At 59.0% G+C, this 21,785-nt stretch carries 23 protein-coding genes and 1 tRNA gene; 8 read left to right on the plus strand and 16 right to left on the minus strand.

Annotated features, from left to right (window positions below; translation table 11 throughout):
- Positions 1 to 22: 22 nt before the first annotated feature.
- A complete protein-coding gene (locus ACEN84_RS15070; RefSeq protein ID WP_413709134.1) occupies positions 23 to 898 on the minus strand; it encodes a MurR/RpiR family transcriptional regulator in 876 nt (291 codons plus the stop codon).
- Between the two features lie 209 nt (positions 899 to 1,107).
- Between ACEN84_RS15070 and ACEN84_RS15075 the strand changes: the two genes are divergently transcribed.
- The 7 genes from ACEN84_RS15075 (at position 1,108) to ACEN84_RS15105 (ending at position 7,242) form a co-directional block, all read left to right on the plus strand.
- Complete coding sequence (locus tag ACEN84_RS15075; RefSeq protein WP_413709135.1) at positions 1,108 to 2,220, plus strand: Gfo/Idh/MocA family protein; 1,113 nt, start codon at positions 1,108 to 1,110, stop codon at positions 2,218 to 2,220.
- A 76-nt stretch (positions 2,221 to 2,296) separates the two neighbouring features.
- Positions 2,297 to 3,514 (plus strand): NAD(P)/FAD-dependent oxidoreductase, encoded by a 1,218-nt coding sequence (locus tag ACEN84_RS15080; protein WP_413709136.1) that lies wholly within the window; start codon positions 2,297 to 2,299, stop codon positions 3,512 to 3,514.
- A gap of 84 nt (positions 3,515 to 3,598) precedes the next feature.
- A tRNA-Ser gene (locus ACEN84_RS15085) sits at positions 3,599 to 3,688 on the plus strand.
- Between the two features lie 291 nt (positions 3,689 to 3,979).
- On the plus strand, positions 3,980 to 4,555 hold the full coding sequence (locus tag ACEN84_RS15090) for a DUF4145 domain-containing protein (protein ID WP_413711310.1): 576 nt from the start codon (positions 3,980 to 3,982) through the stop codon (positions 4,553 to 4,555).
- Between the two features lie 453 nt (positions 4,556 to 5,008).
- A complete protein-coding gene (locus ACEN84_RS15095) occupies positions 5,009 to 5,293 on the plus strand; it encodes a hypothetical protein (protein ID WP_413709137.1) in 285 nt (94 codons plus the stop codon).
- A 165-nt stretch (positions 5,294 to 5,458) separates the two neighbouring features.
- Positions 5,459 to 6,742 (plus strand): DNA sulfur modification protein DndB, encoded by a 1,284-nt coding sequence (locus ACEN84_RS15100; RefSeq protein WP_413709138.1) that lies wholly within the window; start codon positions 5,459 to 5,461, stop codon positions 6,740 to 6,742.
- Positions 6,743 to 6,831: 89 nt separating this feature from the next.
- Complete coding sequence (locus ACEN84_RS15105; protein WP_413709139.1) at positions 6,832 to 7,242, plus strand: hypothetical protein; 411 nt, start codon at positions 6,832 to 6,834, stop codon at positions 7,240 to 7,242.
- A gap of 5 nt (positions 7,243 to 7,247) precedes the next feature.
- On the opposite strand, the gene ACEN84_RS15110 is transcribed toward ACEN84_RS15105, so the two are convergent.
- The 13 genes from ACEN84_RS15110 to ACEN84_RS15170 form a co-directional block, all read right to left on the minus strand.
- On the minus strand, positions 7,248 to 7,562 hold the full coding sequence (locus ACEN84_RS15110; protein ID WP_413709140.1) for a phage head closure protein: 315 nt from the start codon (positions 7,560 to 7,562) through the stop codon (positions 7,248 to 7,250).
- A gap of 317 nt (positions 7,563 to 7,879) precedes the next feature.
- Positions 7,880 to 9,535, minus strand: coding sequence for an IS66 family transposase (gene tnpC / locus ACEN84_RS15115; protein WP_413709141.1), 1,656 nt, complete (start codon positions 9,533 to 9,535; stop codon positions 7,880 to 7,882).
- Positions 9,536 to 9,580: 45 nt separating this feature from the next.
- Positions 9,581 to 9,928, minus strand: a complete 348-nt coding sequence (gene tnpB / locus ACEN84_RS15120; protein WP_008536653.1) for an IS66 family insertion sequence element accessory protein TnpB — start codon at positions 9,926 to 9,928, stop codon at positions 9,581 to 9,583.
- The gene (tnpA, locus tag ACEN84_RS15125) at positions 9,925 to 10,332 is read right to left on the minus strand and encodes an IS66-like element accessory protein TnpA (RefSeq protein ID WP_413390885.1); all 408 of its coding nucleotides are present in this window, start codon (positions 10,330 to 10,332) and stop codon (positions 9,925 to 9,927) included. The genes tnpB and tnpA overlap by 4 nt, the downstream gene beginning before the upstream one ends.
- Before the next feature lie 191 nt (positions 10,333 to 10,523).
- Positions 10,524 to 10,988, minus strand: a complete 465-nt coding sequence (locus tag ACEN84_RS15130) for a hypothetical protein (RefSeq protein ID WP_413709142.1) — start codon at positions 10,986 to 10,988, stop codon at positions 10,524 to 10,526.
- Positions 10,988 to 11,593 carry a hypothetical protein gene (locus ACEN84_RS15135; protein WP_413709143.1) on the minus strand — a complete coding sequence of 202 codons (606 nt, stop codon included), beginning with the start codon at positions 11,591 to 11,593 and terminating at the stop codon, positions 10,988 to 10,990. Before ACEN84_RS15135 ends, ACEN84_RS15130 begins: the two co-directional genes overlap by 1 nt.
- A 45-nt stretch (positions 11,594 to 11,638) precedes the next feature.
- On the minus strand, positions 11,639 to 12,892 hold the full coding sequence (locus tag ACEN84_RS15140; RefSeq protein ID WP_413709144.1) for a phage major capsid protein: 1,254 nt from the start codon (positions 12,890 to 12,892) through the stop codon (positions 11,639 to 11,641).
- 10 nt (positions 12,893 to 12,902) lie between these two features.
- The gene (locus ACEN84_RS15145) at positions 12,903 to 13,574 is read right to left on the minus strand and encodes an HK97 family phage prohead protease (RefSeq protein WP_413709145.1); all 672 of its coding nucleotides are present in this window, start codon (positions 13,572 to 13,574) and stop codon (positions 12,903 to 12,905) included.
- On the minus strand, positions 13,571 to 14,818 hold the full coding sequence (locus ACEN84_RS15150; protein ID WP_413709146.1) for a phage portal protein: 1,248 nt from the start codon (positions 14,816 to 14,818) through the stop codon (positions 13,571 to 13,573). Before ACEN84_RS15150 ends, ACEN84_RS15145 begins: the two co-directional genes overlap by 4 nt.
- Positions 14,819 to 16,483, minus strand: a complete 1,665-nt coding sequence (locus tag ACEN84_RS15155) for a terminase TerL endonuclease subunit (RefSeq protein WP_413709147.1) — start codon at positions 16,481 to 16,483, stop codon at positions 14,819 to 14,821. It abuts the gene before it with no gap.
- 61 nt (positions 16,484 to 16,544) lie between these two features.
- Positions 16,545 to 16,865 carry a hypothetical protein gene (locus tag ACEN84_RS15160; protein WP_413709148.1) on the minus strand — a complete coding sequence of 107 codons (321 nt, stop codon included), beginning with the start codon at positions 16,863 to 16,865 and terminating at the stop codon, positions 16,545 to 16,547.
- A gap of 468 nt (positions 16,866 to 17,333) precedes the next feature.
- A complete protein-coding gene (locus ACEN84_RS15165; RefSeq protein WP_413709149.1) occupies positions 17,334 to 17,660 on the minus strand; it encodes a hypothetical protein in 327 nt (108 codons plus the stop codon).
- Positions 17,661 to 17,674: 14 nt separating this feature from the next.
- A complete protein-coding gene (locus tag ACEN84_RS15170) occupies positions 17,675 to 20,023 on the minus strand; it encodes a tape measure protein (protein ID WP_413709150.1) in 2,349 nt (782 codons plus the stop codon).
- A 204-nt stretch (positions 20,024 to 20,227) separates the two neighbouring features.
- Between ACEN84_RS15170 and ACEN84_RS15175 the strand changes: the two genes are divergently transcribed.
- Positions 20,228 to 20,836: a hypothetical protein gene (locus ACEN84_RS15175; RefSeq protein WP_413709151.1), complete on the plus strand. Its 609-nt coding sequence runs from the start codon at positions 20,228 to 20,230 to the stop codon at positions 20,834 to 20,836.
- On the opposite strand, the gene ACEN84_RS15180 is transcribed toward ACEN84_RS15175, so the two are convergent.
- Together ACEN84_RS15180 and ACEN84_RS15185 are read right to left on the minus strand one after the other, a co-directional pair.
- On the minus strand, positions 20,814 to 21,116 hold the full coding sequence (locus ACEN84_RS15180) for a DUF6074 family protein (RefSeq protein WP_413709152.1): 303 nt from the start codon (positions 21,114 to 21,116) through the stop codon (positions 20,814 to 20,816). The genes ACEN84_RS15175 and ACEN84_RS15180 overlap by 23 nt on opposite strands.
- 78 nt (positions 21,117 to 21,194) lie before the next feature.
- Complete coding sequence (locus ACEN84_RS15185) at positions 21,195 to 21,782, minus strand: hypothetical protein (RefSeq protein ID WP_413709153.1); 588 nt, start codon at positions 21,780 to 21,782, stop codon at positions 21,195 to 21,197.
- Positions 21,783 to 21,785: the final 3 nt, after the last annotated feature.

Raw genomic sequence — 21,785 nt, forward strand, 5'->3', positions numbered from 1 at the left:
TCTTGTTGTCAATTCGGAATATTTATTCCATTTTGCTTTTCTCAGGCTTTTGGCTCTGCGTTTTGCGCCGCCGCTCGGCGATGGCAACCGGAAGCGCCATCGTCAGCGCCATCGAGGCCGAGAGCGAACGGAAACCGGCGAAATCGGCCTCGGCAACCTCGAACCAGCAGGTGGCGCGCGATGCGAGCGGCGAAAAAGCCGAATCGGTAATGGCGATGACAGGCACGCCGCGATCCGCAAGCTCCTCCGCTTGCGAAAGGCTGTCGGCCGCATAGGGCGAGAAGCTGGCAGCGATCGCTGCATCCTTCGGCGTTGCGAACTGCACCATTTCCAGATCCACGCCATTCGGCGAGGCGACGATCTGATGCCGGATGCCGAGCTTCGAGAAGGCATAGGTCATATGCGCCGTCAGCGGATAGGAGCGGCGCTTGGCGATCAGATAGATGGTCTCGGCAGCGGCGAGAATATCGACCGCCTTCGTGAAGGTTTCGCTCTGCACCGTCGACGCCATGCGGGCGATCGACTGGCTGGCCGCGCCGATGAAGCCGGCCAGCAGATTGGCATCGTCATCATCGCCGCCGGATTGCTCCAGCGTCACCAGCCGCTCTTCATAGCTCAGCGTGCGGTCGCGCAGGCGCTCGCGGAAAATGCTCTGCAGATCCGAAAAGCCCTCATAGCCGAGGTGATGCGCCAGTCGCACGAGCGTCGACGGCTGCACTTCCGAGGCGGCGGCAATGCTCGCCGTCGTGCCGAAGGCGATCTCGTCGGGATTGCTGAGCGCGAAGGCCGCGACCTGCGCCAGGCGCTTCGGCATGCTTGCCTTGCGTTCGATGATGGTGCTGCGCAGGCTTTCGAAATCGCGGGGCACGCGCGTCAGCGTTTTTGCGTCTTCATCCATGCGAGCAACCCAAGAAATGAAACATATATTCCATAATTTGCACCATAAATGATTTCTCCCGTCGATCCTAATTGTTTTTAATATGCTGAATTTTCAGTATTTTAGACATTAAAGCGGGTCGAATGCCACAAATGTCGCAACATTAGCACCTTGTCAAAATGGTCTAAATATTCCAAAAATCGCCTCGCTTTCGGAGGAGGATACGCAAAATGAAGCCACTTGGCATAGGTCTGATCGGTACGGGCTACATGGGCAAGTGCCACGCGCTGGCCTGGAACGCGGTCAAGACCGTCTTCGGCGATGTCGAGCGGCCGCGTCTTGTGCATCTGGCGGAGGCCAATCCCGAGCTGGCGAAATCCCGTGCCTCCGAATTCGGTTTCGAGAAGGCGACGGCCGACTGGAAGGCGCTGATATCAGATCCCGAGGTCGATGTCGTCTCCGTTACGACCCCCAACCAGTTTCACGCCGAAATGGCGATCGCAGCGCTCGAGGCCGGCAAGCACGTCTGGTGCGAAAAGCCGATGGCGCCCGCTTACGTCGATGCGCAGCGCATGCTCGAGGTCGCCAAACGATCCGGCAAGGTCGCCGTACTCGGCTACAACTATATCCAGAATCCCATCATGCGTCACATCAAGGCGCTGATCGAGGAAGGCGCGATCGGCGCCGTCAATCATATCCGCGTCGAGATGGACGAAGACTTCATGGCCGATGCCGATGTCTTCTTCTATTGGAAGAGCGAACTTTCCGCCGGCTACGGCGCGCTCGACGACTTTGCCGTCCATCCGCTGTCGCTGCTCTGGTATCTGTTCGGCCATGTCGAAGCCGTCATTACAGATATGGTGAAACCCTATGCCGACCGCCCGCTGAAGGAAGGCGGCCGCCGCGCCGTCGAGAACCACGATGCGGCAAACGTCCTGATGCGCCTCGGCGGCGGCATCTCCGCCGTGCTGATGGCCAACCGCGCCGCCTGGGGCCGCAAGGGCCGCATCGCCCTGCAGATCTACGGCTCGAAGGGGTCGGTCGCCTACGATCAGGAGCGGATGAACGAATTCGATCTCTATCAGGCGACGGGACGCGGCACGGAGCAGGGCTATCGCAAGATCCTTGCGGCTCCGGCCCATCAGCCCTATGACCGCTTCATCCCGGCGCCCGGCCACGGTCTCGGCTTCAACGATCTGAAGATCATCGAATGCCGCGAGCTGATCCGCGCAATATCCGGTGAGCCGTCGTCCTTGGTCACATTTGAAGACGGTCTTAGGATAGAGAAGTCTGTTCACGCCATGGCACAGTCGTTCCACGAGCGCCGCTGGATCGAGGTCTGAGACAATCTCTTCCTGTTGACGGCGCAAGGGGCGGGGACTACCTCTCGCCCCAATAACGAATGCAGGGAGCGGGACCGTGACGGACAGACTGGTAATCATCGGCGCAGGGCAGGCAGGCTTCGCCATGGCGGCAAAGCTGCGGGCCCTGAAGGACACCCGCCCCATCACCATTCTCGGCGCCGAGGATGTCCTGCCCTACCAGCGCCCGCCGCTCTCCAAGAAATATCTCCTCGGAGAGATGAGCTTCGACCGCCTGCTGTTCCGTCCCGAGCAGTGGTACCCGGACAATAATGTCGAGATTCGCCTCTCGACCTGGGTCGAGCAGATCAAGCGCGACAGCAAGCAGGTCGTGCTGCAGGACGGCTCGACAATAGACTATGGAACGCTGGCGCTGACGACCGGCTCGACGCCGCGCCAGCTTCCGGCTTCGATCGGCGGCGATCTCGAAGGCGTCTATGTCGCCCGCGACAAGCGCGACGCGGACCTGCTCGCCGGCGAAATGCGCCCCGGCCGCCGAGTCCTTATTATAGGCGGCGGCTATATCGGCCTCGAAGCGGCGGCCGTCGCCCGCCATCTCGGCCTCGAAGTCACCGTCATCGAAATGGCCGACCGAATCCTTCAGCGCGTCGCCGCCAAGGAAACCGCCGATATCATCCGGGTGATTCACGAAACCCACGACGTCATCATCCGCGAAAAGACCGGCCTGAAGCATCTGATCGGCACGAACGGCCGCGTCACCGGCGCCGAGCTCTCCGACGGATCGGTCATCGACATCGATTTTGCCATCGTCGGAATCGGCGTGGTGCCGAACGACCAGCTCGCCAAGGAGGCCGGCCTCGAAGTCGCCAACGGCATCATCGTCGACGAGTTCGCCCGTACCTCCGATCCCTCCATATATGCTGCAGGCGATTGCGCCGTGCTCCCCTGGCAGGGCGGCCGCATCCGCCTCGAATCGGTGCAGAACGCCGTCGACCAGGCCGATGCCGCAGCCGCCGTCATCGCCGGGGGCAATGCTCCCTACGATCCGAAGCCGTGGTTCTGGTCGGATCAGTATGACGTGAAGCTGCAGATCGCCGGCTTCAATCTCGGCTACGACCAGACACTGCTGCGCCCCGGCGCCCGCGAAGGCGCTCATTCGATCTGGTATTTCAGGAACGGCCAGTTCATCGCCGTCGACGCGATCAACGATGCCAAGGCCTATGTGACGGGCAAGAAGATGCTGGAAAGCGGAATCAATCCCGACAAGGCCATTCTGGCCGACGCTTCGGCCGATCTGAAGCAGCTGTTGGCATAAAGACCGCGAGACTGTTGATCTCGACTGTGAAAAGCCGAAAAACCGCTTGCTTCACCAGTCGAATGACTCTATCAGGCTCGCACCGGAGAGGTGGCCGAGTGGTCGAAGGCGCTCCCCTGCTAAGGGAGTATACCCGAGAGGGTATCGTGGGTTCGAATCCCATCTTCTCCGCCATTAACTTTCATTAGTGCGCTGATTTTAAAGTGAAATCTCGATAGGTGGATTTCAAATCCCCAATCTCATCCCAATTTCAAATTCTGTGGAAAACCACATTTCCTCAGTTGTGCCAGCCGTATTCGCCTTCACGGCCTAGTGGAATCCAAGCGAGGTAGCGTTTGGTAACCGGTCGGAAAATCAACAGATCGCTGGGAGATTTGAATGAAATGCCCTCATTGTGGAGTCGAGGCTACCTTCGAGTGGCATGAAGACAACATTTACGTCAGCACAAACAGATATGCCTGGAGGATGACTCGCAGTGCTTTATGCCCGTCCGAGGCTTGCCGAAAACTAGTCGTGTATTACTGCGCGAACGCGGAAAAGAAGCACGATGATGAGAATTGGACAGTGAGGCTGATAGAGCCATTGGGCGCAAACCGCGGCCCGGTACCTCCTGTTGTTCCCTCAATCATTGCGGGTGACTATGTTGAAGCCTGCAATGTCTTGCCAATAAGCCCAAAAGCGTCCGCTGCACTTTCGCGACGTTGCCTACAGGCAATGCTGAGAGCCCACGGATACATTGCAAAAGACTTGGCCAAGGAAGTTGATCTGCTGTTAAACGAGCCAGACTCAAGCAAGGCCATTCCCGCATCACTGAGAATGATGGTCGACGCCATCAGGAACTTTGGCAATTTTTCTGCCCATCCAATTACTGATGTCACAACGCTTCAGATCATCGATGTCGAGCCTGAAGAGGCCGAGTGGTGTCTTGAGGTAATCGAAGAATGCTTCCAACATTTTTACGTCAGACCTTCTGAAGCCGCCAAGCGTAAAGCAGCCTTAGATGCTAAACTTGCCCGAGCAGGCAAGCCTCCCTCCAAATGATGTTGTACCGAGCATCGTCCGTGATCGGTCACGGCAGCTTTCTGCCGAGCCGAAGCCTAATCAGTCCGAATACCCAACCTACAAGATACTCTGGAAGTTGAGCCCATTATGGCGAGGAAGCCAGCTAATGCGGTGAAGGATTGGACCGCACTTCGAGTGGTATCCAGGCAAGGCTACCAAGATGGCCTTGAATGCCTGGCATCCATAGATCTGCTTGAACGCATGAACACTGCCGAGGTAGTTGCTGGGATCAATCGAGGGCGTCTCGCGCAAACGCTTCGCCTGCTGGTCAACGGAACCCTTTTTCGGCTCCATATCTATATTGTTCGAGCGTTTGCGCCCGTTAGGCACGAAGATGATCGACACTTAGCGGCAGCAATAGAGTTCCTTCGTCAACCCAATCGGCTGGAGGAGACGCCGTGGCCGGCCTCTCGGGCCCGCCTGGAGAACGCCATGAGAATTTTCGACCTTGCCGCCACAGATGGCAGGCTCGCCAGGTTGAAGCTTATGCGGGACAAGCAGCTTGCCCACTTTGCCGTCTACGAAACAGAGGGCGGTCCAACCTATGTCGATCTCTATGAGTTTGCCAAACTGACTGCCTCCATTTGGGAGGATTTGGCCTACGGTGCGCAAGACATAATGATTGAGATGGAATTGCAGATGAAGGCATATCGCCGAAGCAACGAGGACTTCTGGTCGGCATTTTTGGCAGCCGCCGAAGCTAAACCGCGAGCTTGAGACAGTCGTCGAAGATGGCCGGCGTGAGATAGATGACGAGCTTAATCCAAAATATAAATCGGTTAACCAGTTCGCCGAGGAAACACACACAAACTTCATAATTGGGCATTGTACGATGTCCGGCGGTTGATTATTGCTAGAGAAATCTCACCTTCAGGATGCAGCATGAGTCAGGTCCGCCCCGCAGGATTTATTTCCAACCCTAAGAAGAATGCGCAGCAAAAAGCATATCGAGGTCGGTTCACGTGTCCCGACGTGCAATGGACAGAATCGTCCAATCAAGTTTTTTGCACTTTCACAATCACCGCGGGTCAGCTGGCAGACGCTGCCGAAAGCGGTTTGCTTTGGACCGATCAGGATGTGCAGCGTGGTATACAGCCGGGAGCGCTACCTCCACCACCGCGTGAACTCTCTCTGGCCCAAGGTTATCCACCTGAAAAACTATACGTTTTCAATTCCGAGAACGCTGATCAGATGGTCGATAAGCTGCTTAGCGGCGGCACTCTGTTCCTGAATCCGTTAATCTGGAACCTCAGACCCGGTACCTTCGAGGCGTACTGGGACGAGGATGACCGCGAGATATTCCTCTATAACGGCAAGGTGTATCTTCCCGACTCTCACCACCGTCATCAAGCTATCGCTAAGGCCGTTAAAATTTGGCGAGAGTCCCCACGTGAATACCCAAAGTTTTCCGAAGATTTGCAGTTCAAAATTGACCTTTATTTTCTTTCTCGGGAGGACGAAGGAAACTACTTTTACGATAAGAATCAGAGGCCGAGGCCAACGGCAAAGAGCAAGGCTTACGACCTCACTACCCAAGATGATCTCTCTCTTCTTGCGAAGCGATTTATCGAGAACTCTTCCAATCTACTAGAGAACGTGAACCGAGTAACGGACCGATTGGACAGCCGCAACCCTCAAGTGGTCACGCTGTCAACCGTGCGCGAGATGATGCGGACATTTGCGTCAGCGGACGCCATCGATACTTCCGAGATGGATGGAATGGCTGCAATTGCAGCGGAATTCTATGACCTTCTAGTTATTGTAAGACCAGAACTCGGACGTCTTCCTTTAGGGGAGCGCAAAGCGGTCCGTACAAATCTTGTAGTTGACGCAGCCACTATGATGCAGGGTTATGCGCACGTAATGCGTGACTTCAATGTCGATCTTGCCCGGCGGGGCGCCTCGCTAGCTAAAGAGGTTTGGGCGGAGCGTCTGGACACGCTTTCAAGACAGCACATTTACGAATTTGGGACTTGGCGAGGTGATTTGTTTGAAAAGCGTAACCCGCTCTGGGAGGCGGTGGGCGTGACACGAGGGAACTCATCTTCGGGTAAGATCACGGTTCTTAACACCGGCGCCGCAAGGAGCCAGGCTGGTCGCGTGCTCCGGCAGTTACTGCAGGTGTCGCCCAGGCCGACAGACTTGCAATTTTTGGCGGCGAGGTGATGCCCGTGCCCGGCCGAACTTCCCTTCTCGCGGGTAGGAACACAACTCCGCTCACCGATGATGAGCTCAAACGAGTCGCAAACACATTCGTGGGTCTCGATCGCGAGGCAGTGTTTGCATATGGCGAGGGTGAAGCAACTCGGTGCCGTGTCATAGAAATCGAGGGAGAGATAGTCTGCGAGATCAGGTATGGCGCCGACATCTTCCCTGGAAAGAGCGTTGTCGATCCAAATTCCGCTTTAAGCATGCGCGCTGCTGCTGCTCACGAGCTCACCCATTTCCACCGGTGGAAAGACAAAACCGAAGTCGATGGGGATCATCTCGTCGAAATTGATGAAGCTCTTACCGACTTAGAAGCGATCCTGAGATACTATGCCGATTTCAATGACAGCGAAATTCGACAGCTGGTCTCAGATGCTATTCAACGGCTTCAAATATTTGCCCAAAGACACGAAGGCGAATTTCAATCTGGAGAGGTCGAGAATCCGGAGGAGATCTAAATTCACTATGGCGAGCTTGCACTGATCTCAAGTCCCTCGCGAAATCCAAGCTCCCTGACGCCTTTGATGTCGTAAAGATCACCATCACTTTGAAGCCTGTCGGTTGGCAGGATGCCTTCCATCCAATAGGTCCGGAACGTCACCGTGCGGACGGCATATCGCTGCTCGGCCGCAAAGCGCTCGTCTTCAGTCTTGTGGATCTTTTCCGCCCATACCGTTGCGACCGGCACCTGCTCATAAATCGGCTGGAACAGGTCATCGCGCCCGATCTCGACGTCGCGAAGGATGGTGAGCTGTCGATCGAAGCTGCCAACTCTCATTCTGGTCTCTCCCAACGAACCCGCCAATCCAGGATGCGGCGGAAGACAGTCCGATCGTCGCTATAATCAGCCGTGTCAGTGCCTTCTTTCCAGCACGTCAGAATCCCAAGAGAGGCCGCTGGAGCGGCTGCAGTGATCTCGTGGCGGCGGATACCCTCCAAAGCCCTCTTGATGGCCTCAGCGAGGCTGTCTGCGTCCGCGGCGCTGCGAGCGTGGCATGCGAGGCTGAAACGGGCATCGAACGCGTCTGTGGCTCCTGCCAGGGCGAACTCCTGTGCCTCCCAGATGCAGGGTAAGCCTCCGGTGAAGGCCACAGGTCAGGCAGCTTGAGCGTTGACGGTCGGCGGCGTCCAATTCCACGGAAGCAACTGCTCCAGCCTGATAATCGGCGTGTCAGCTATGCGGGCAAGAACGTCGGCCAGCCACGCCTGCGGATCGATGTCGTTGAGCTTTGCCGTCATGATCAACGTTGCCATGAAGGCTGCACGATCTGCGCCGCGGTCTGATCCGGCGAAGAGCCAGGACTTCCTGCCGAGTGCGAAGCCTCTGAGCGCTCGCTCGGCGGCATTGTTCGTCAGGCAGATTCTGCCATCCTCCAGGAATGACGTGAAGCCGTCCCATCGTTTGAGCATGTAGTCGATGGCCTCCGCGACCGGTGAACTGCGTGATAGCTTTGCCCGCTCGGTTTGAAGCCAGTCCCTCAGATCATCGACGAGCGGCAGGCTGTCTCTCTGGCGACGCTCCAGGCGTTGATCGGCCGTAAGTCCGTTGATCTCGCGCTCGATATCGAAGAGGCCGTCGATCCGTTTGACGGCTTCAAGCGCCATAGGCGAGATCGGCGCAGCGTTCTTTCCACGCTTGGCGTTTGCGGCAATGTCGGCGAGCACGAAGAACTTGCGCCGCGAGTGCGCCCAGCACAACGCCTGCCTTAGCGGATTTGGATCGCGATCAGCCTTGAACAGCGGATTGTAGCCGCCATAGGCGTCCGCCTGCAAAATGCCGGTGAAGGTCTTCAGATGGCGTTCCGGATGCTCCTGCCGTCGATCTCGCGAGGCATAGTAAAGGGCCGCCGGCGGGGAAAGCCCTGCGAACGGCCGATCGTCCCGAACATAGGTCCAGATGCGGCCCGTATCGGTCTTTCCTCTGGCCAGAATTGGCACGGTCGTGTCGTCGCCGTGCAGACGTTCGGCAGCAAGGACATGCGTCTCGATCAGGGAGTGGATGGGCTTCAGCGCCGCTGCACATGCTCCAACCTGATCGGCCAGCGTCGACAAGCTGAGGTCGACGCCCTCGCGGGCATAGCGTTCGCTCTGGCGATTGAGTGGCTGGTGCTGGGCGAACTTCTCGAACAGGATCATCGCCAGCAGGTTCGGCCCTGCAAAACCGCGGGGCGTTACGTGGAATGGTGCCGGCGGCTGCGTGATCTTCTCACACTCGCGGCAGGTAAACTTCTCCCGCACCGTCTGGATGACCTTCCACTGACGCGGTACGACCTCCAGGGTCTCGGTGATGTCCTCGCCAAGCTTCGACAACTTAGCCGATCCGCAGCAGGCGCAATTGGCGGGAGCGGCGATAACGACGCGTTCGCGTGGCAGGTGTTCGGGGAATGACTTACGTGACGGACGCCTGCGCTCGAAGGCTTTGACGGTTGAAGCTTTGGCGGCGATTTCCGCGACCAATTCATCTTCACCGGCATCCGCTTCGAGCTCCTCGAGCTGCAGTTCCATCTGCTCAAGGAGCCGCGCCTTACGCTCGGATCGGCTGCCGTAGAGTTCACGTCGAACCTTGTCGATCTCCAGCTTCAGCCGTGCGATCAGCGCCTCGGAATGCGATACGAGTGCCTTGGCGCTGGCGGCTTCTGCCTTGGCGGCCGCCGCTTCTGCTTCGGCTGCGACACGGCGCGCACGTTCCTGGGCCAGCAGTGCGAGGGCACTGGCAAGGTCGTCCGGAAGCTCTTCGGTCGCATTGCTCATGACAGGATGGAATCATATTCGACCCCATCATTCCAGTGTTTTTGCTTATCCGGCCGACGTTGGCCGCCAGGTCTTTTGCGGCATCCGCCAGTCGATGCCCTCCAGCAGATAACCGAGCTGCGCAGGCGTGATCACTACCGTGCCATCGGCCGCTGAAGGCCAGATGAAGCGTCCTCGCTCGAGCTTCTTCGTGAACAGGCAAGCTCCCTGGCCGTCATGCCAGATCACCTTGATCAAGCCACCGCCTCGGCCGCGGAATACGAACAGGTGACCGCACATCGGGTCGCGCTTTAGCGCCTCCTGCACCATCAACGACAGACCGGGGAAGCCTTTGCGCATATCGGTGTGGCCCGTCGCCAACCAGACCTTCACTCCACTCGGAACCGGGATCATCGCAGCCCCAGCACGCAATCGAGTATCCGGCCAAGCGCTTCCGTGTCGATGTCGCTATCCACGCGGACGCGTCGGCCCCGACCAAGTTCGATTGTTACATCACTGCGCTTCCGACGAGGATGGAATTTGGTGGGTGGTTCCGGCTGAGCGGGGGAGACTGTCGAAGCGGCCTCGGACACGATCACCGGCACCAAAGCCGCAGTGTCAGATCTTGGCTCCTCGATCCGACAAAGCTCTTTGCGCCAACGGAACAACTGGCTGACATGGATGCCGGCCGCGCGGGCAATCTCGGAGATGACCGCGTCTGGCTCAAAGCACGCAGCGACGAGCCGCTCTTTATCTTCGCGTGACCAACGCCGACGGCGCTCCACAGACGTGATCACCTCAATTGGATGCTTCGTCATATGACTACTCCTAGTGTTACCACTAGGACTGGCAGTCAGCAGGCCGTCATCGCAAGACGGCCTTCACCGTGGGCTTACGATGCAGGCGACGGTTACGAAGGGGAGCGAGGCATTCTGTGGCGCCACGATTGGGTACACGGACGCATCCAGGTCCGCGTCAAACAGCACCTGCAGGAGGGCTCGAGTCGTACTCATGGCTTCCTCTTTCTTTCCAGCCTGGCGGCGCGCTTTTCGATCGCCGGGCCGATCGACTCGCCAAAGCGCTTGATCGCCCCGCCTTTGGTCTCCTCGAAGGCGGGCCGAAGGAACGGCTTGGCTTGCGCGCCTGGGTGAAGACGGTGGAGCTCCGGCTGGAAGTGGGGAGCCGTGCCGAACTCGACGAGATGCGCCTCGCGATAGGCGGGATTGGTCGTAGCCGGGCCGACGACATGTCGCGGCTTGTCCTTGGGGGCATCCGGATCCTTGCGGATCGTCATCAGCTTCAGGAGCTCACCGGATTCGACGCTCCCATTGGCCTTCAGGTTTCGCTTTGCTGCCTTCAGCGTGGGCTGGAGGGCTTTCCGGGACGCTTCATTGATCGGAACCGTCAATCCCGTGGAGATTTGCCGGAGTGAGCCGCGGAGCTGGCTACCTCCGGTGATGCGAGACTTTGCCATCAGCGATAGATCCTGTACCCGGCAAAGAGTGCCGAGGCGGTCATAGGAATTTCATGAGGGGTGCTAAAGGTCACCGGCTGACGCTCAAGATACCAGTGGGCTACCAGCAGCCGGATGCCGTGGAGGATTGGGGCTGGCACGTCGTCGATGTCATCGCCGTAGCCGGCAACGAAGGTCACCTCGACGGCGCCTCGGGAGCCGCCGATGGTGGGCCACCCGTCCGGCGGTGCCAGTTCGGCGGACCATGAGCCGGCGCCGAAGAGGCGGTAGCGATCGGACGCCAGCGTCTGCCAGATGCCATCCTGATCGATATAGCGAACCGACGTGATTGATTGGACTGGCGGAACGGGCAGCCGGAAGTCTTCAACGAATTCATCGGCGACGAGCTTCCACGTCTGGCTAAGCAGGCAACGGCCCAGCTTTCCAGCCGGGCCGTCAACCGCTTCCACGGCCACGCGCGTGAGCTCCCGGATATACGCGAGATCCGGAGGAGCAATCTGCGGTGAGGCAGCCAAATCGGCAAAGCGTCGTAAATGATCGCAAACACTTTGCAGCAAAGGCTCCACAAGGTCACCGGGAGGAGACACGCGTGTCAGTGTGGCCATGGTAAGCTCCAGACAAGGTGATAGCGGCCCGAAGGCCGCCGAGGGTTAGGCGTTCAGCGACGGCGAAGCGCCGATGTCGAAGTAGCCATGAACGAAGCACTCCGGCCGGTTGACGGCCAGCGCGAGACGTTCTTCAGCGCGGATCGCCACGAGGTTCTTGATGAAGAAATCCGCATGGTCGGTCGAAACTTCGACGGCGGACTCCTCACGATCGAACACCTGCGCGCCCATGGTGGCACCGACGAGGAACTCGCCAGGTTCAACGGCGGTGGTCTCGATCACAGCGAGCCGCCACATGATCATGGTGCCGCCAATCTGGACGTTCACCCAGATGTAGCGCCCGTCGGCATCCTTAGCTGTTTCGATATCCGCCCAATCGATCGGATTGAGCACGACAAAGGTTGGCTTGTACTCCGCCAGGCGGACCTGGAGGATTGCTCGGCGAATGGTGTCGATCTTTGTGTCTAGCGCCTTGGAGAGCGTCGACTGCATGAAGTCGGCGGCCTGAGGGATCAGACCAAGGATGTTCTGGCCGGTGCCCGTGCCGCGAAGCAGCTGCGTCTCTTCGACAAGCTTGAGACCGAAGATCGCGCGAGTGTTGATGTAGCTCATGAGCAGCGGCACGTCGGAGAGAACCTGCTTCGAGGCCGCAAACCAATGCGCGATGGTGCGGACATTGGTTGTCTTCAGCTCGAACTGGAGATCCGACTGCGGCTTTGTCGCACCCTCCGCCACCGGAGCGGCCGCGTTGGTGAAGCCGGTTTCCTGGACGAACTCGATCGCGTTCGACGACGTGGTGCCGGGCATCAACAGATCGCGGATGGTAAGCTCCCGAACCGGCGGCTGGATGATACCCGGCTGCCGCTGCGGCACGATCAGATCGCCCGCCGAGCCAGCGGAGTCCGTCGTCGCCGAGGTGATCGTGCTGGCCTTGAGGTTCATGCGAGCGGTGCCGGCGCCGCGGGTCTGAAGAGCTTTGAACTCCTCCGAGTCCGTGAGCTGGTGGCCGAGCGACTTCATTTCGCCACCGCCAAAGGTGCGACGAGCGAGCTTCTGCTCGACGCTCAGAAGGCGTTCCTGAAGCTCCGCACCGGAGGTGGATAGCTTTTCGAGGGCGCTCTTGGTCTCGCTGGACATGGCGCCGAGGTTCTTGATTTCCTCGGTAGCCTTCGACGCAAAGGCCGTAATCTCGGCATCGCGGGCCTTCAGAGCGTCCATGACGCTCTTCATTTCCATATGATCGTCAGCGCGTGCGCCGGCGTTCTTCCGCGAAAGCTCGCGGGACAGGTGCATGTTCATGATGTTTTCCTTAGAACTTAGGGAGGGTTAGACCGAAAAGCGCCTTCACAAGGTCGCTCGCGGCCGCGGCATTCGCCGGTTCTTCGGCATCACGCAGAAGATGCTTCAGACCGTACGCGGCGATCGTCGCGGCCTGGCTACGAGAGAACCCGGCATCGCGCAGGACTCTCTCAAATTCAGGAATGGTTGGAAGCCCGCCATGGGCTAACTTCAGTTTGACGGCCTCAACGCGGGCGTCGTCGTTTGCGGGAAACGTGACCAATGACACCTCTTCAAGGTCGACCTGTGTGAGCGTCCGAATGCCGGTCTTCTCGTCATAGGTCGACGCGCGCACCCAATAGCCGATCGACAGACCGGTCACGACGCCCGCCTTCATGAGCGCCAAAGACTCGCGAGCAAGAGCGACATCCTTCACCAACAGCTGGCCCTCCACATAGAGGCCCTTCTCATCTTCCTTGAAGACGTCATAGGCGCCGATCGGCATATCGGAACGATGCTGCCAAAGGGTCGGGAGCTTCCTGTTTTTCGACTTACGATCGGCGATGCTGTCGATAAAGGCGCCAGGCGCAACAATCTCGTTGTAGCTATCGACAACCCCGAATACCGATGCGTAGCCGGAAAAATGGCCGTTGCTGTCGACGGATTTTACCTCAAGATCAAAGTCGCGGATCTTCAAGCTCATTCGGGCTTCTCCTCGATGCCGAGCCACGAGCGTAGCGCCGCCTTGGCCTGGACATCCGGTTGCGCGCCGAGGGTCGAAATTGGCGCGAGGTTGACTTGAGCGGTGAGCGTGTCCCCACCCGCCATCGCCGGAAGATTGAGCTTCGCCCGGGCTTCGTTTCTGGTCATAAGAGCATTCTGGACGGCGCCGGAGAGGAAGGTCATCTTCGCGGCGCTGTCCGCCTGAAGCAGGCCTTCCCGGTTGAATTCCGGGTAAAGGCGACGGCGGTCGGCCGGTGACAGCAGCTGCTTCCGGACGCGCTTTTCGATCCGCGTCAGCAGCGGGTTGAGACCAGTGAGAAGCCATTGGAGAATGAGCTGCTCGATGCCGGAGCCCCACATCGTTTGCCCTTGCGAGGCGTGGCCGATGATAATGGGCGGCGTGCCGAACCAACGCGCGATCTCCTCGGTATTGAAGCGGCGAGTCTCCAGCATCTGCACCGCTTGCGGATCCAGCGACAGCTTCTCAAACTTAAGGCCGCTTTCGAGCACCATGATCTTGCCGGCATTCGTAGACGCCGCATACTGCTTCAGAAGACTCGAGAGCTGTTCCCGCTGCTCATCGTCGATCTCCTGATCCGTCGACAAGACGCCGCTCGGCATTGCGCCGTTTGCAAATGTCTTAGCCGCCGTCTCGTCCGCAGCAATGGCGGCGCCCAGCGTCTGGACGCCAAAACGGACAGCAGAGAGACCGAGATCCCCTCCGAAGCCGAAGCCGCGAACGTGGAGAACAGACTCGGCAGGTAGATCGTAGGCCTTGCCGCGATCGCTGAACCGGTAGCGTAGCTCATCGTATTGATCGCGCGACACGTCCACCTGATCAGCCGGTAGCAAGTTCAGCGCGTTGATGCGGCCGCCGGTGCGATCGATCTCGGCATAACCGTTTCCTCGCACAAGCATCCAAGCAGCGATTGCTCCCCAGAACTCCAATGCGGTCTGTTCGGAATTCGGTGAGTCGCTGATGATTTCTCCGAGGGGATGATCCACCGGATTTCGCCCGCCCTTGCCGTCCTTTTCGAACAACTGAAGGGGCAGGCTCGCCACGGCTTCCGAGTTGAGGCGCACGCATGCCCATACCGTCGCCAGGTTCAATGCGGTATGATCCGTGACCGCTTTTCCCGCTGCAGAGGAGCCGCCGTAAAAGGCCGTCCACGGCTCCACATTCGCCAGGCCGAACTTGCGGCCGATCCATGTCTTGAAACTCATTCAAATCACCATTATTGGCGCGCGAAGCATGCCGGAAAGCGTGGGTTTCGGAGGCGGAGGCTCGAAGCCTTTAGCGGCGCCCAGGGCCATAGTCAGCGCGACGGCACCGTCGATCCTCACCGGGCCACGCTTGTTGGACTTCGGCTTGTCGAGCATTGGGTTACCCGCTTTATCGCGGGTGACGATCGCGCCGGCGACCGAGGCAGTAAGAACAGGATGGCCGCCATGCCGAAGCCGACCGGTCAAGGCGCACTCAGCGAGAAATTCGACCGCCGGTGCCATGGCCTTGGAGTGGCCTTGCCCGAAGGAGTCCATCGGCAGCTTCACGTCGAGTTCCGCGAGATCGCGCTTCAGGAACTCGATATGCCAGCGGTCGTAGTTGATCGTCTGAATTTTGAACTCATCGCAGAGCGCGACGAGATCGGCTGCAATCGCTGCCGTGGTAACTACGTCCCCTGGCACCATTTTCATGAAGCCCTGGCCGATCCATTCTCGAAACCGTTCGCGTTCTGCCGGCGTACGCTTCTCCATCTGGCCCTCGGGTGTCCAGAAAAACGGCAGGATATCGTAGTGGGCCGGGCGATCGCCTGTCGGGAACGTAAGAACCAGCGCGGTCAGGTCGTGCTTGCTGGCGAGGTCGAGCCCGCCGAAGCAAGGCTTTCCTCTCAGGGCGCGGCGGTCGACATGCTGCGCATTTTCCTTCCAGACGGACGCAGTCACCAGCCTGTCTTCCGATCTCGAGTCGATACGTTGGTTGAGCCGGAGGCGACGATATCCGGGCTCGTAAGCAGGTATGCGCCGAGCGCGATCACGCGACTTCCGGAGAGCTTCCAGATCAAGAAACACGCCCCACGCTGGGTTCGCCATTTTCAGAGTTTCGTCGGCGAACGGATCTGCGTCCATCGGCGCCCGGTGAATCTGCAGGTATACCGACGGGTCGCTGTTGCTCTCGGCGTCGTCGATTAGGCGCGAGAGCGGGTGATCATCGGACTCCGCTTGCGTCGAAAGGACGATGCCAAGTGTGCTGTCGCGCTTGCCCTCGGATTCGAGCAGAACCGAAAGCAACTCACCATCGGGCGCTTCGCCCGCTTCATCGTAGGCCCAGAGTGTCGGGCTGAGACCCTGCGAACGGCTGGCATCGGCAGATAAGGCCTCGAACGTCGAGTCAAAGCCATCACCACTCAGAACCTGAATTTTCTTATGAAAATCCGTGATGTTGCATCGAGATGCGAACTCCGGCACGCGAAGGATGACAGCCTTCATCTCGTCGAAGATGAGGCCGGCCTTACCGCGGTCGATCGAAGCCGAAAATACCGCGCCGCGCTCTTCAGACAGCGGACCAAGAAGAGCCGCCAGACATACGCCAGATATGAGACCAGATTTTCCGTTTCCCTTCGGCTCGGACAGGATCGCTAGCGAGACCTTTTGCCTGCCCTTGCGGTCTGTAGCGAAAACGTTGGTGATGAATTCTCGCTGTGATGGCAGCAGTTTCATCTTCTTGCCGCGAAGCCGACCCTTCGTGATGGGCAGCCATTGCAGGAAGGCAATGACCTGTTCGGCTTTCGAGAGCCCACTCTTTTTCCACGGCAACCGCCGTTTCTTCGCTTCCGTCAGCTGCTGAGCGGCGCGCTTCTGCCGCGCGGCGCCTGGTCCGCGCAAGCCCATGCCGGCACCTCAAATTCAAAACTAATTCTGCGAACGGGACACCGGACCGGTCTATGGCCGATCAGGAGTCTGACTTTTGACCCGCCCTCCCGGTGTCGTCGGACAGAGTGCGGCCATGAATCCGGAGATAGAACGCGTCTGCAACGCGCATGCAGAGCTCGTCGAGAGGGAGTGCATTCAGCGCCTGATTGACGTCGCCGCCCTTCAACCCTGCGGTCAGGGCTCGTCGAAGCGTGGTGATGGCGCGGCGGTCAAGGCCTTCGAAGATACGAGCGACGTAATCCTCGCCGAGTTCAGCTTCGAGCAGCTCAAAGTCGCGAACGTCGAAAGTGAGGATGGCATGCTCGCCCGCCTCGGGGAGAGCAATCACGAATGATGTCATAATCTGTTCCTTTGAAGTGAAAGAGTACGGTCTGCTTCCTGTGCCTCGCCCAATGGGGCCGGAGAGCCTCGGCTGCCGAGGGGAAGCTTTCGCTATCCGCCGGACCGTGCGGCGTCACGCGCTGCAGCCGGCGCGCTTAGCGGTAAAAAGGGTGTCGCGGATCGGAGGGCAAACCATCCGATCCGATCTTCGTTGAGTATCCGAGCTTCTCACTCTGCTGCTTCGCCCGGTCATGGCACTGCTTGCACAGAGACTGGAATGGTCCAGCGAAGAAGCGGAAGCGGTTGCCGCGATGGGGGTCAATATGGTCGACAACAGTCGCGGGCGTCCGGACGCTTGCCTCCGAGCACAGTCGGCAGCTCGGCTCCTGGTGCAGCTGTCTGGCGCGAATCGATTGCCATTCTTTGGTTTGGTACCACGCCCGCCACGGCTGATTGAGCCGGCGCATCTTGTCGTGATGCTGGCTTCTCACGCCGCAACCCAAGCCAGTTTATCTCCCGGCTCCGCTTTAAGCACGATTGAGCCGCCCGCACTGAGATACAAGCGCTTGCTATCGTCAGCTGCATTTGGATTGCGGCCAATTGCGACGTATATCGCTTCTGCGTTATGCACGCGAAAGACAGGATCGCCATCAGCCGTGACCCGTACCGCTGTCTTCGTTGTGATCCCGGAAACTGCCGGGCTAGCGAAGCTTTGCGACCATTCTAGCAAGCCGGGCATGAGGTAGCTCCACCAACTGTCGCGGAGCACGGTCATCCCACGGTAACATTCGATGCGGACGCCTGAAAATGCCATTTGTGTTTCCTTCCCTATCGCCGACGCGGATTGCGATTGATCTGCTGGACGCGGTCCGGCATGTGCCGATCGTATTGGGTCACCGCTCCGTGACTTTCCTCGCGGGCAACCGACCGGACGAACGGCTGCAGGTTGCCGCTCTCATCGACACCGACGTCGACGGCAACGCGGATCTCCATCGCGCCAGCCTGCATCCGATCAACGGTACGCGACGCGTCTATCGACGGAATCGAGAGCGCCTGCGCCCTGCCGAGGCCGACAGCGCCGCCATCAGCGTAGCCTTTCAGAGCCATACGATGGATTGTCTCGAAATTGCCCGCACCGACGCGATCGACCGCACGCTTCGACATTACGTATTCGCCGCGGTGGACAATGCCGGCTGCTTGTAGACGCCCGCCAGGACCGGTGTAGCCACCTTGGTCGAAGCCGAGGAGCTTGCCTATGCCGGAGAATAGGCCGCCAAAGATACCGCCGGACGAACTGGAAGTCGCGGGTTTCAGGAAGCTGTCGAAAGCCGCATTTAGCAGAAGGTCCTGGAGCTTCTTACCAAGCGCTACGAGGGCGTCGCCGAATGAGTTCGCGCCCGTGATCGCGCCGATCGCCGACTCCTTGAAGGTGCCGTAAAAATCTTCGGCCGCTGCTTCGGCTCGCTGCTGCCTATCCTCTACGTTTCGCAGTTGGGCAGCCTGCTCGGCATATGCTGCGGCTTCTTTCTGGATCGCGGCGACCTTGTCAGGGGACAGGCGGATGCTTTCCAGGTCGGTCGCGCCTTTGCGGCGAGCTTCCTCGCGCAGATCGGCGAGCGCCTGTTGCTCAAGTTGCAAAGCTGTCTGTCGCTTCACCTGCTCTTGAAAAGACAGGCCGATGGTCGCAGCTTCTTGTTTCAGCGCTTCGGCACGGTCACGGATCGACTGCAGGTCCGCGTTGAACCGATCATCGGCAGTCGCGCGCGTCCCGCGGCTCTTTCCCGTGCCTGTCTTGGCCGTAGCTGGCGGCTTGTATTCGGGCGACGTGATATCGATGGGTTCGAGCGTGAACTTCGGACGCTCCGGCCCCTGCATCGGCCGCCGAGGCGTTGGCGTCATCGGGTGGGGCGGCTGCTCGAACTCTTTCTTCGAGGCGTTGAGACCATCGAGTGCGGCTTGCTCAAGCTTTAGATCGCGCTGTATGAGGGGGCTGTTCTGGTCGGGGGCGCTCTTCAGTTCGGCAATGCGCTGCTCAATCCGGAGCCGCTCTTGGGCATTCGCCTTCGCCTGGTCATCGGCGGCCGATGTGCCGTAAACCGCACGATGCAAGTAATCAGCTGTCGACTCGCCATCCTTCGGGATGATGGAGTCCGCGAGCTTTGAAACATCGATGCCCGCAACCTGGTTGCCCGCAGCGAACAGATTGCTCAGCGCCGTCGTCGCGGTCTCCATGATGGTAATCAGCTTAGCAAGCTGGTCGGCGACGTTGTCGAAATTCACGCCGTCTATGTACCGAACGACCCGATCGAGAATGTTGCCAAACGCGGCTGATGCGCCTGATGCCTCCGAAAACCTGCCTGCCGCATCCGTCAGGGCATTGTTGATGCGGGTCATGGCCTGGCCGACCGTTTCGGCCGATCCGGAAAGCCGCTGATCGATAACGCCGGCGCCGGCGGCAATGCCGTCGAACAGGGCCTTCGAAGAAATCTCGCCTGCCTTTACAAGGCGCGTGAGCTCCGCAACGCTGCCATTCGCTTGCTTGATGCCGGCGGCGGCGGCTTGCAGGAGAACCGGCATACCGTCAATAAGGCTGTTGTACTCCTCGGCCTGGACCTTCCCGGAACCGAGTGCCTGCGAAAGCTGCAGTAGTGCACCAGAGGCCTCCTCCGCGTTCGAGCCCTGCGCCTTCAGCGCCTTTGCGACGTTGGTTGTCAGGCCGATCAGTTGCGCCGACGAAGCGCCCAATTCCTTCTGGTTGATGGCTACGCGCCCGTAAAGCGTCGCGAGGCTCTCGATGGGAGCAGCGTTTTCCTGAGCAGCGCGATAAAGCCGGCCATACGTGTCAGTGAGCTCGTCGCCGGACAGGCCAGCGGATCGCAGCGAATTTCGGATCTTAGTTGCTGAATCGCTCAGGTCGGCAAAACTGCGAAGAGTGACATTGGAGACGGCGCCAACGGCCAACGCGCCGAGGCTTGCCTTCGCTGCTTTCGAGAGACCGCCAACTGATCGCGACATGCTGGCAAAGCGGGCCTGAAACTGCCGGTCCATTGTCGACAGCGAACGGCCGGTCCGACTCTCGAAGCGGTTAATATCGAGCCCTGCCGCCGCCAGGGCGCGGGACAGCAATATGCTGTCCGCCTGCAACTCGACAAGAAGACTTCCGACGACAGCGGCCAAGGCTGACCTCCAGACAACAAAAAACCCGCCGGGCTTGCGCTGGCGGGTTTTGATTCGGTCTCAGGCGGACCAATATGATTCGTGGTGAAAATGACTCCTCTCGACTTATTCGTCAAGAGTCCGGGGTCAACGGGTGCCCCTGACCACCGTAACTTTTTTCTTGATTGGAAACTGTTTCATCGCTCTAAAGCAGCGGGGGCCATCATGAATTATCTCGATTTTTTCGCATCGCTTTTTTCATCGTTAGTGTCTTTGGGTTGGCCCGCAGCGGTAGTGGCCAGCGTCTACATTTTCAGGAAAGAGATCCGACCGCTACTTCCGCACATGCGGTTGAAGCATAAGGACACCGAGGTGTCTTTCCGCCTGGACGCAGCGGAACGCGCCGTTGATCAGCTTCCACCTCCGGCACCGGACGCCGCGCCGCCGACCCCTGAGGAACTCTCGAATTTCGAAAGGTTAGCTCGGATTTCTCCCCGCTCCGCAATGATTGAAATGCGCCGCGAGATTGCAGACAACATGACGAGTTACGCGAGAGCGTTGGGGTGGAGTATCGGAGGCAACCTGTCAGGGCGATCAATCCTCAGGCGACTAAGAGAGAGCAATTCGATCGATTCCGTCGCCGCTAGTTTGCTTGACGACGCGTTGGCTGTCGGGAACGCCGCCGCTCATGACACAATGGCGGATTTTTCATATGAGGATGCGCTTCGTTACCGAGGCATTGTGGATCATGCTATCCGCATTTTGGAGGCCGGGCCAACAGCCAATCCGGTAATGGGAAGGCCCGACCCTTTCATCCAAGCTCCTCTGGACTGATCCCCGCTTGATAAGCCTGCCGCCGCGTTTCCTGGTCGACGAGTCGCCAGAATGACGCGATCTCTCGCTCGATATCCCGTTCCGGCACTGCAAGCTTTTGCAGTTGGGCGCACAATGCATCAGAAACCTGCGATCGGTAGTAGAGACGGTGACGGGAGGTCGCTTTATCGAGCAGCTTGCTAGCTGTGTCCCGAATCTTGCCGACCCGGCTCGTCAGGGGGAACACGAGGAAGCGGCAGGGTGGTGGCTTCCAGGTGAAGAGAGGAAGGTCATCCGACATCGGCATCCCCTCCCATACTATATAGAGCATTCCTAGAACCCGGAATTGGGTCGACACCAGTAAACATTGGAAGTCTAATCATCGGCGCACCTCAGAGAGACCGACGGATTCCGACAAGTGGGGGTGGACGGATTCCGACTTCTCGGACCGAGGTTTTTTCTTCCGGCCGACTTTTGAGCGTGCATCAAGTTTAAGCTGCCGAGTCGAGACCGACCAGCGACGGATATCGTCAGAGGTGATCTTTGCCCAATCGTTCGTCGCCGATAATCCATCGTGCGTTCCATCGAACGTAAGGGCGAATACATTTGGATGCGCTGTTCCGTTGCCGGCCCTTCCACGGGTAACCCGCACGAGGCCCTTGTGTACGAGTTCGTCGATCGCGTCCCCGACAAGATCCTTGGTGAGGCCGTATGCGATGAAATCGAGATGCGTCACGATCAAAAGGCCGTTACGCTTTCTGCCATGTGAGATGTGCTCAATTTTGAGCCGATCTAGCGCTCGCCGCGCGTTTAGGCTTAGCGAACGGTAAGCTGCGCTTTCCAGAAACTGCATGGTGACTGCGATCCAGCCCCCTTGATCCTTAGGGGGCTGAGTGTTCTTGGACCGCATCTGGTCAGCCTTCGTCGACGCGGTGCGGCTTTTGTCACGGGCGTTGAATTCGGCCACCGG

Source organism: Rhizobium sp. Rhizsp82, assembly GCF_047325115.1.
Classification (GTDB): domain Bacteria; phylum Pseudomonadota; class Alphaproteobacteria; order Rhizobiales; family Rhizobiaceae; genus Rhizobium.

Coding starts and splice junctions, on each gene's coding strand:
- ACEN84_RS15070 (WP_413709134.1), bottom strand. CDS start 898: ATGGATGAAGACGCAAAAACGCTGACGCGCGTGCCCCGCGATTTCGAA.
- ACEN84_RS15075 (WP_413709135.1), top strand. CDS start 1,108: ATGAAGCCACTTGGCATAGGTCTGATCGGTACGGGCTACATGGGCAAG.
- ACEN84_RS15090 (WP_413711310.1), top strand. CDS start 3,980: ATGACTCGCAGTGCTTTATGCCCGTCCGAGGCTTGCCGAAAACTAGTC.
- ACEN84_RS15095 (WP_413709137.1), top strand. CDS start 5,009: ATGAGAATTTTCGACCTTGCCGCCACAGATGGCAGGCTCGCCAGGTTG.
- ACEN84_RS15100 (WP_413709138.1), top strand. CDS start 5,459: ATGAGTCAGGTCCGCCCCGCAGGATTTATTTCCAACCCTAAGAAGAAT.
- ACEN84_RS15110 (WP_413709140.1), bottom strand. CDS start 7,562: ATGAGAGTTGGCAGCTTCGATCGACAGCTCACCATCCTTCGCGACGTC.
- tnpC (WP_413709141.1), bottom strand. CDS start 9,535: ATGAGCAATGCGACCGAAGAGCTTCCGGACGACCTTGCCAGTGCCCTC.
- tnpB (WP_008536653.1), bottom strand. CDS start 9,928: ATGATCCCGGTTCCGAGTGGAGTGAAGGTCTGGTTGGCGACGGGCCAC.
- tnpA (WP_413390885.1), bottom strand. CDS start 10,332: ATGACGAAGCATCCAATTGAGGTGATCACGTCTGTGGAGCGCCGTCGG.
- ACEN84_RS15130 (WP_413709142.1), bottom strand. CDS start 10,988: ATGGCAAAGTCTCGCATCACCGGAGGTAGCCAGCTCCGCGGCTCACTC.
- ACEN84_RS15135 (WP_413709143.1), bottom strand. CDS start 11,593: ATGGCCACACTGACACGCGTGTCTCCTCCCGGTGACCTTGTGGAGCCT.
- ACEN84_RS15140 (WP_413709144.1), bottom strand. CDS start 12,892: ATGAACATGCACCTGTCCCGCGAGCTTTCGCGGAAGAACGCCGGCGCA.
- ACEN84_RS15145 (WP_413709145.1), bottom strand. CDS start 13,574: ATGAGCTTGAAGATCCGCGACTTTGATCTTGAGGTAAAATCCGTCGAC.
- ACEN84_RS15150 (WP_413709146.1), bottom strand. CDS start 14,818: ATGAGTTTCAAGACATGGATCGGCCGCAAGTTCGGCCTGGCGAATGTG.
- ACEN84_RS15155 (WP_413709147.1), bottom strand. CDS start 16,483: ATGGGCTTGCGCGGACCAGGCGCCGCGCGGCAGAAGCGCGCCGCTCAG.
- ACEN84_RS15160 (WP_413709148.1), bottom strand. CDS start 16,865: ATGACATCATTCGTGATTGCTCTCCCCGAGGCGGGCGAGCATGCCATC.
- ACEN84_RS15165 (WP_413709149.1), bottom strand. CDS start 17,660: ATGGCATTTTCAGGCGTCCGCATCGAATGTTACCGTGGGATGACCGTG.
- ACEN84_RS15175 (WP_413709151.1), top strand. CDS start 20,228: ATGAATTATCTCGATTTTTTCGCATCGCTTTTTTCATCGTTAGTGTCT.
- ACEN84_RS15180 (WP_413709152.1), bottom strand. CDS start 21,116: ATGTCGGATGACCTTCCTCTCTTCACCTGGAAGCCACCACCCTGCCGC.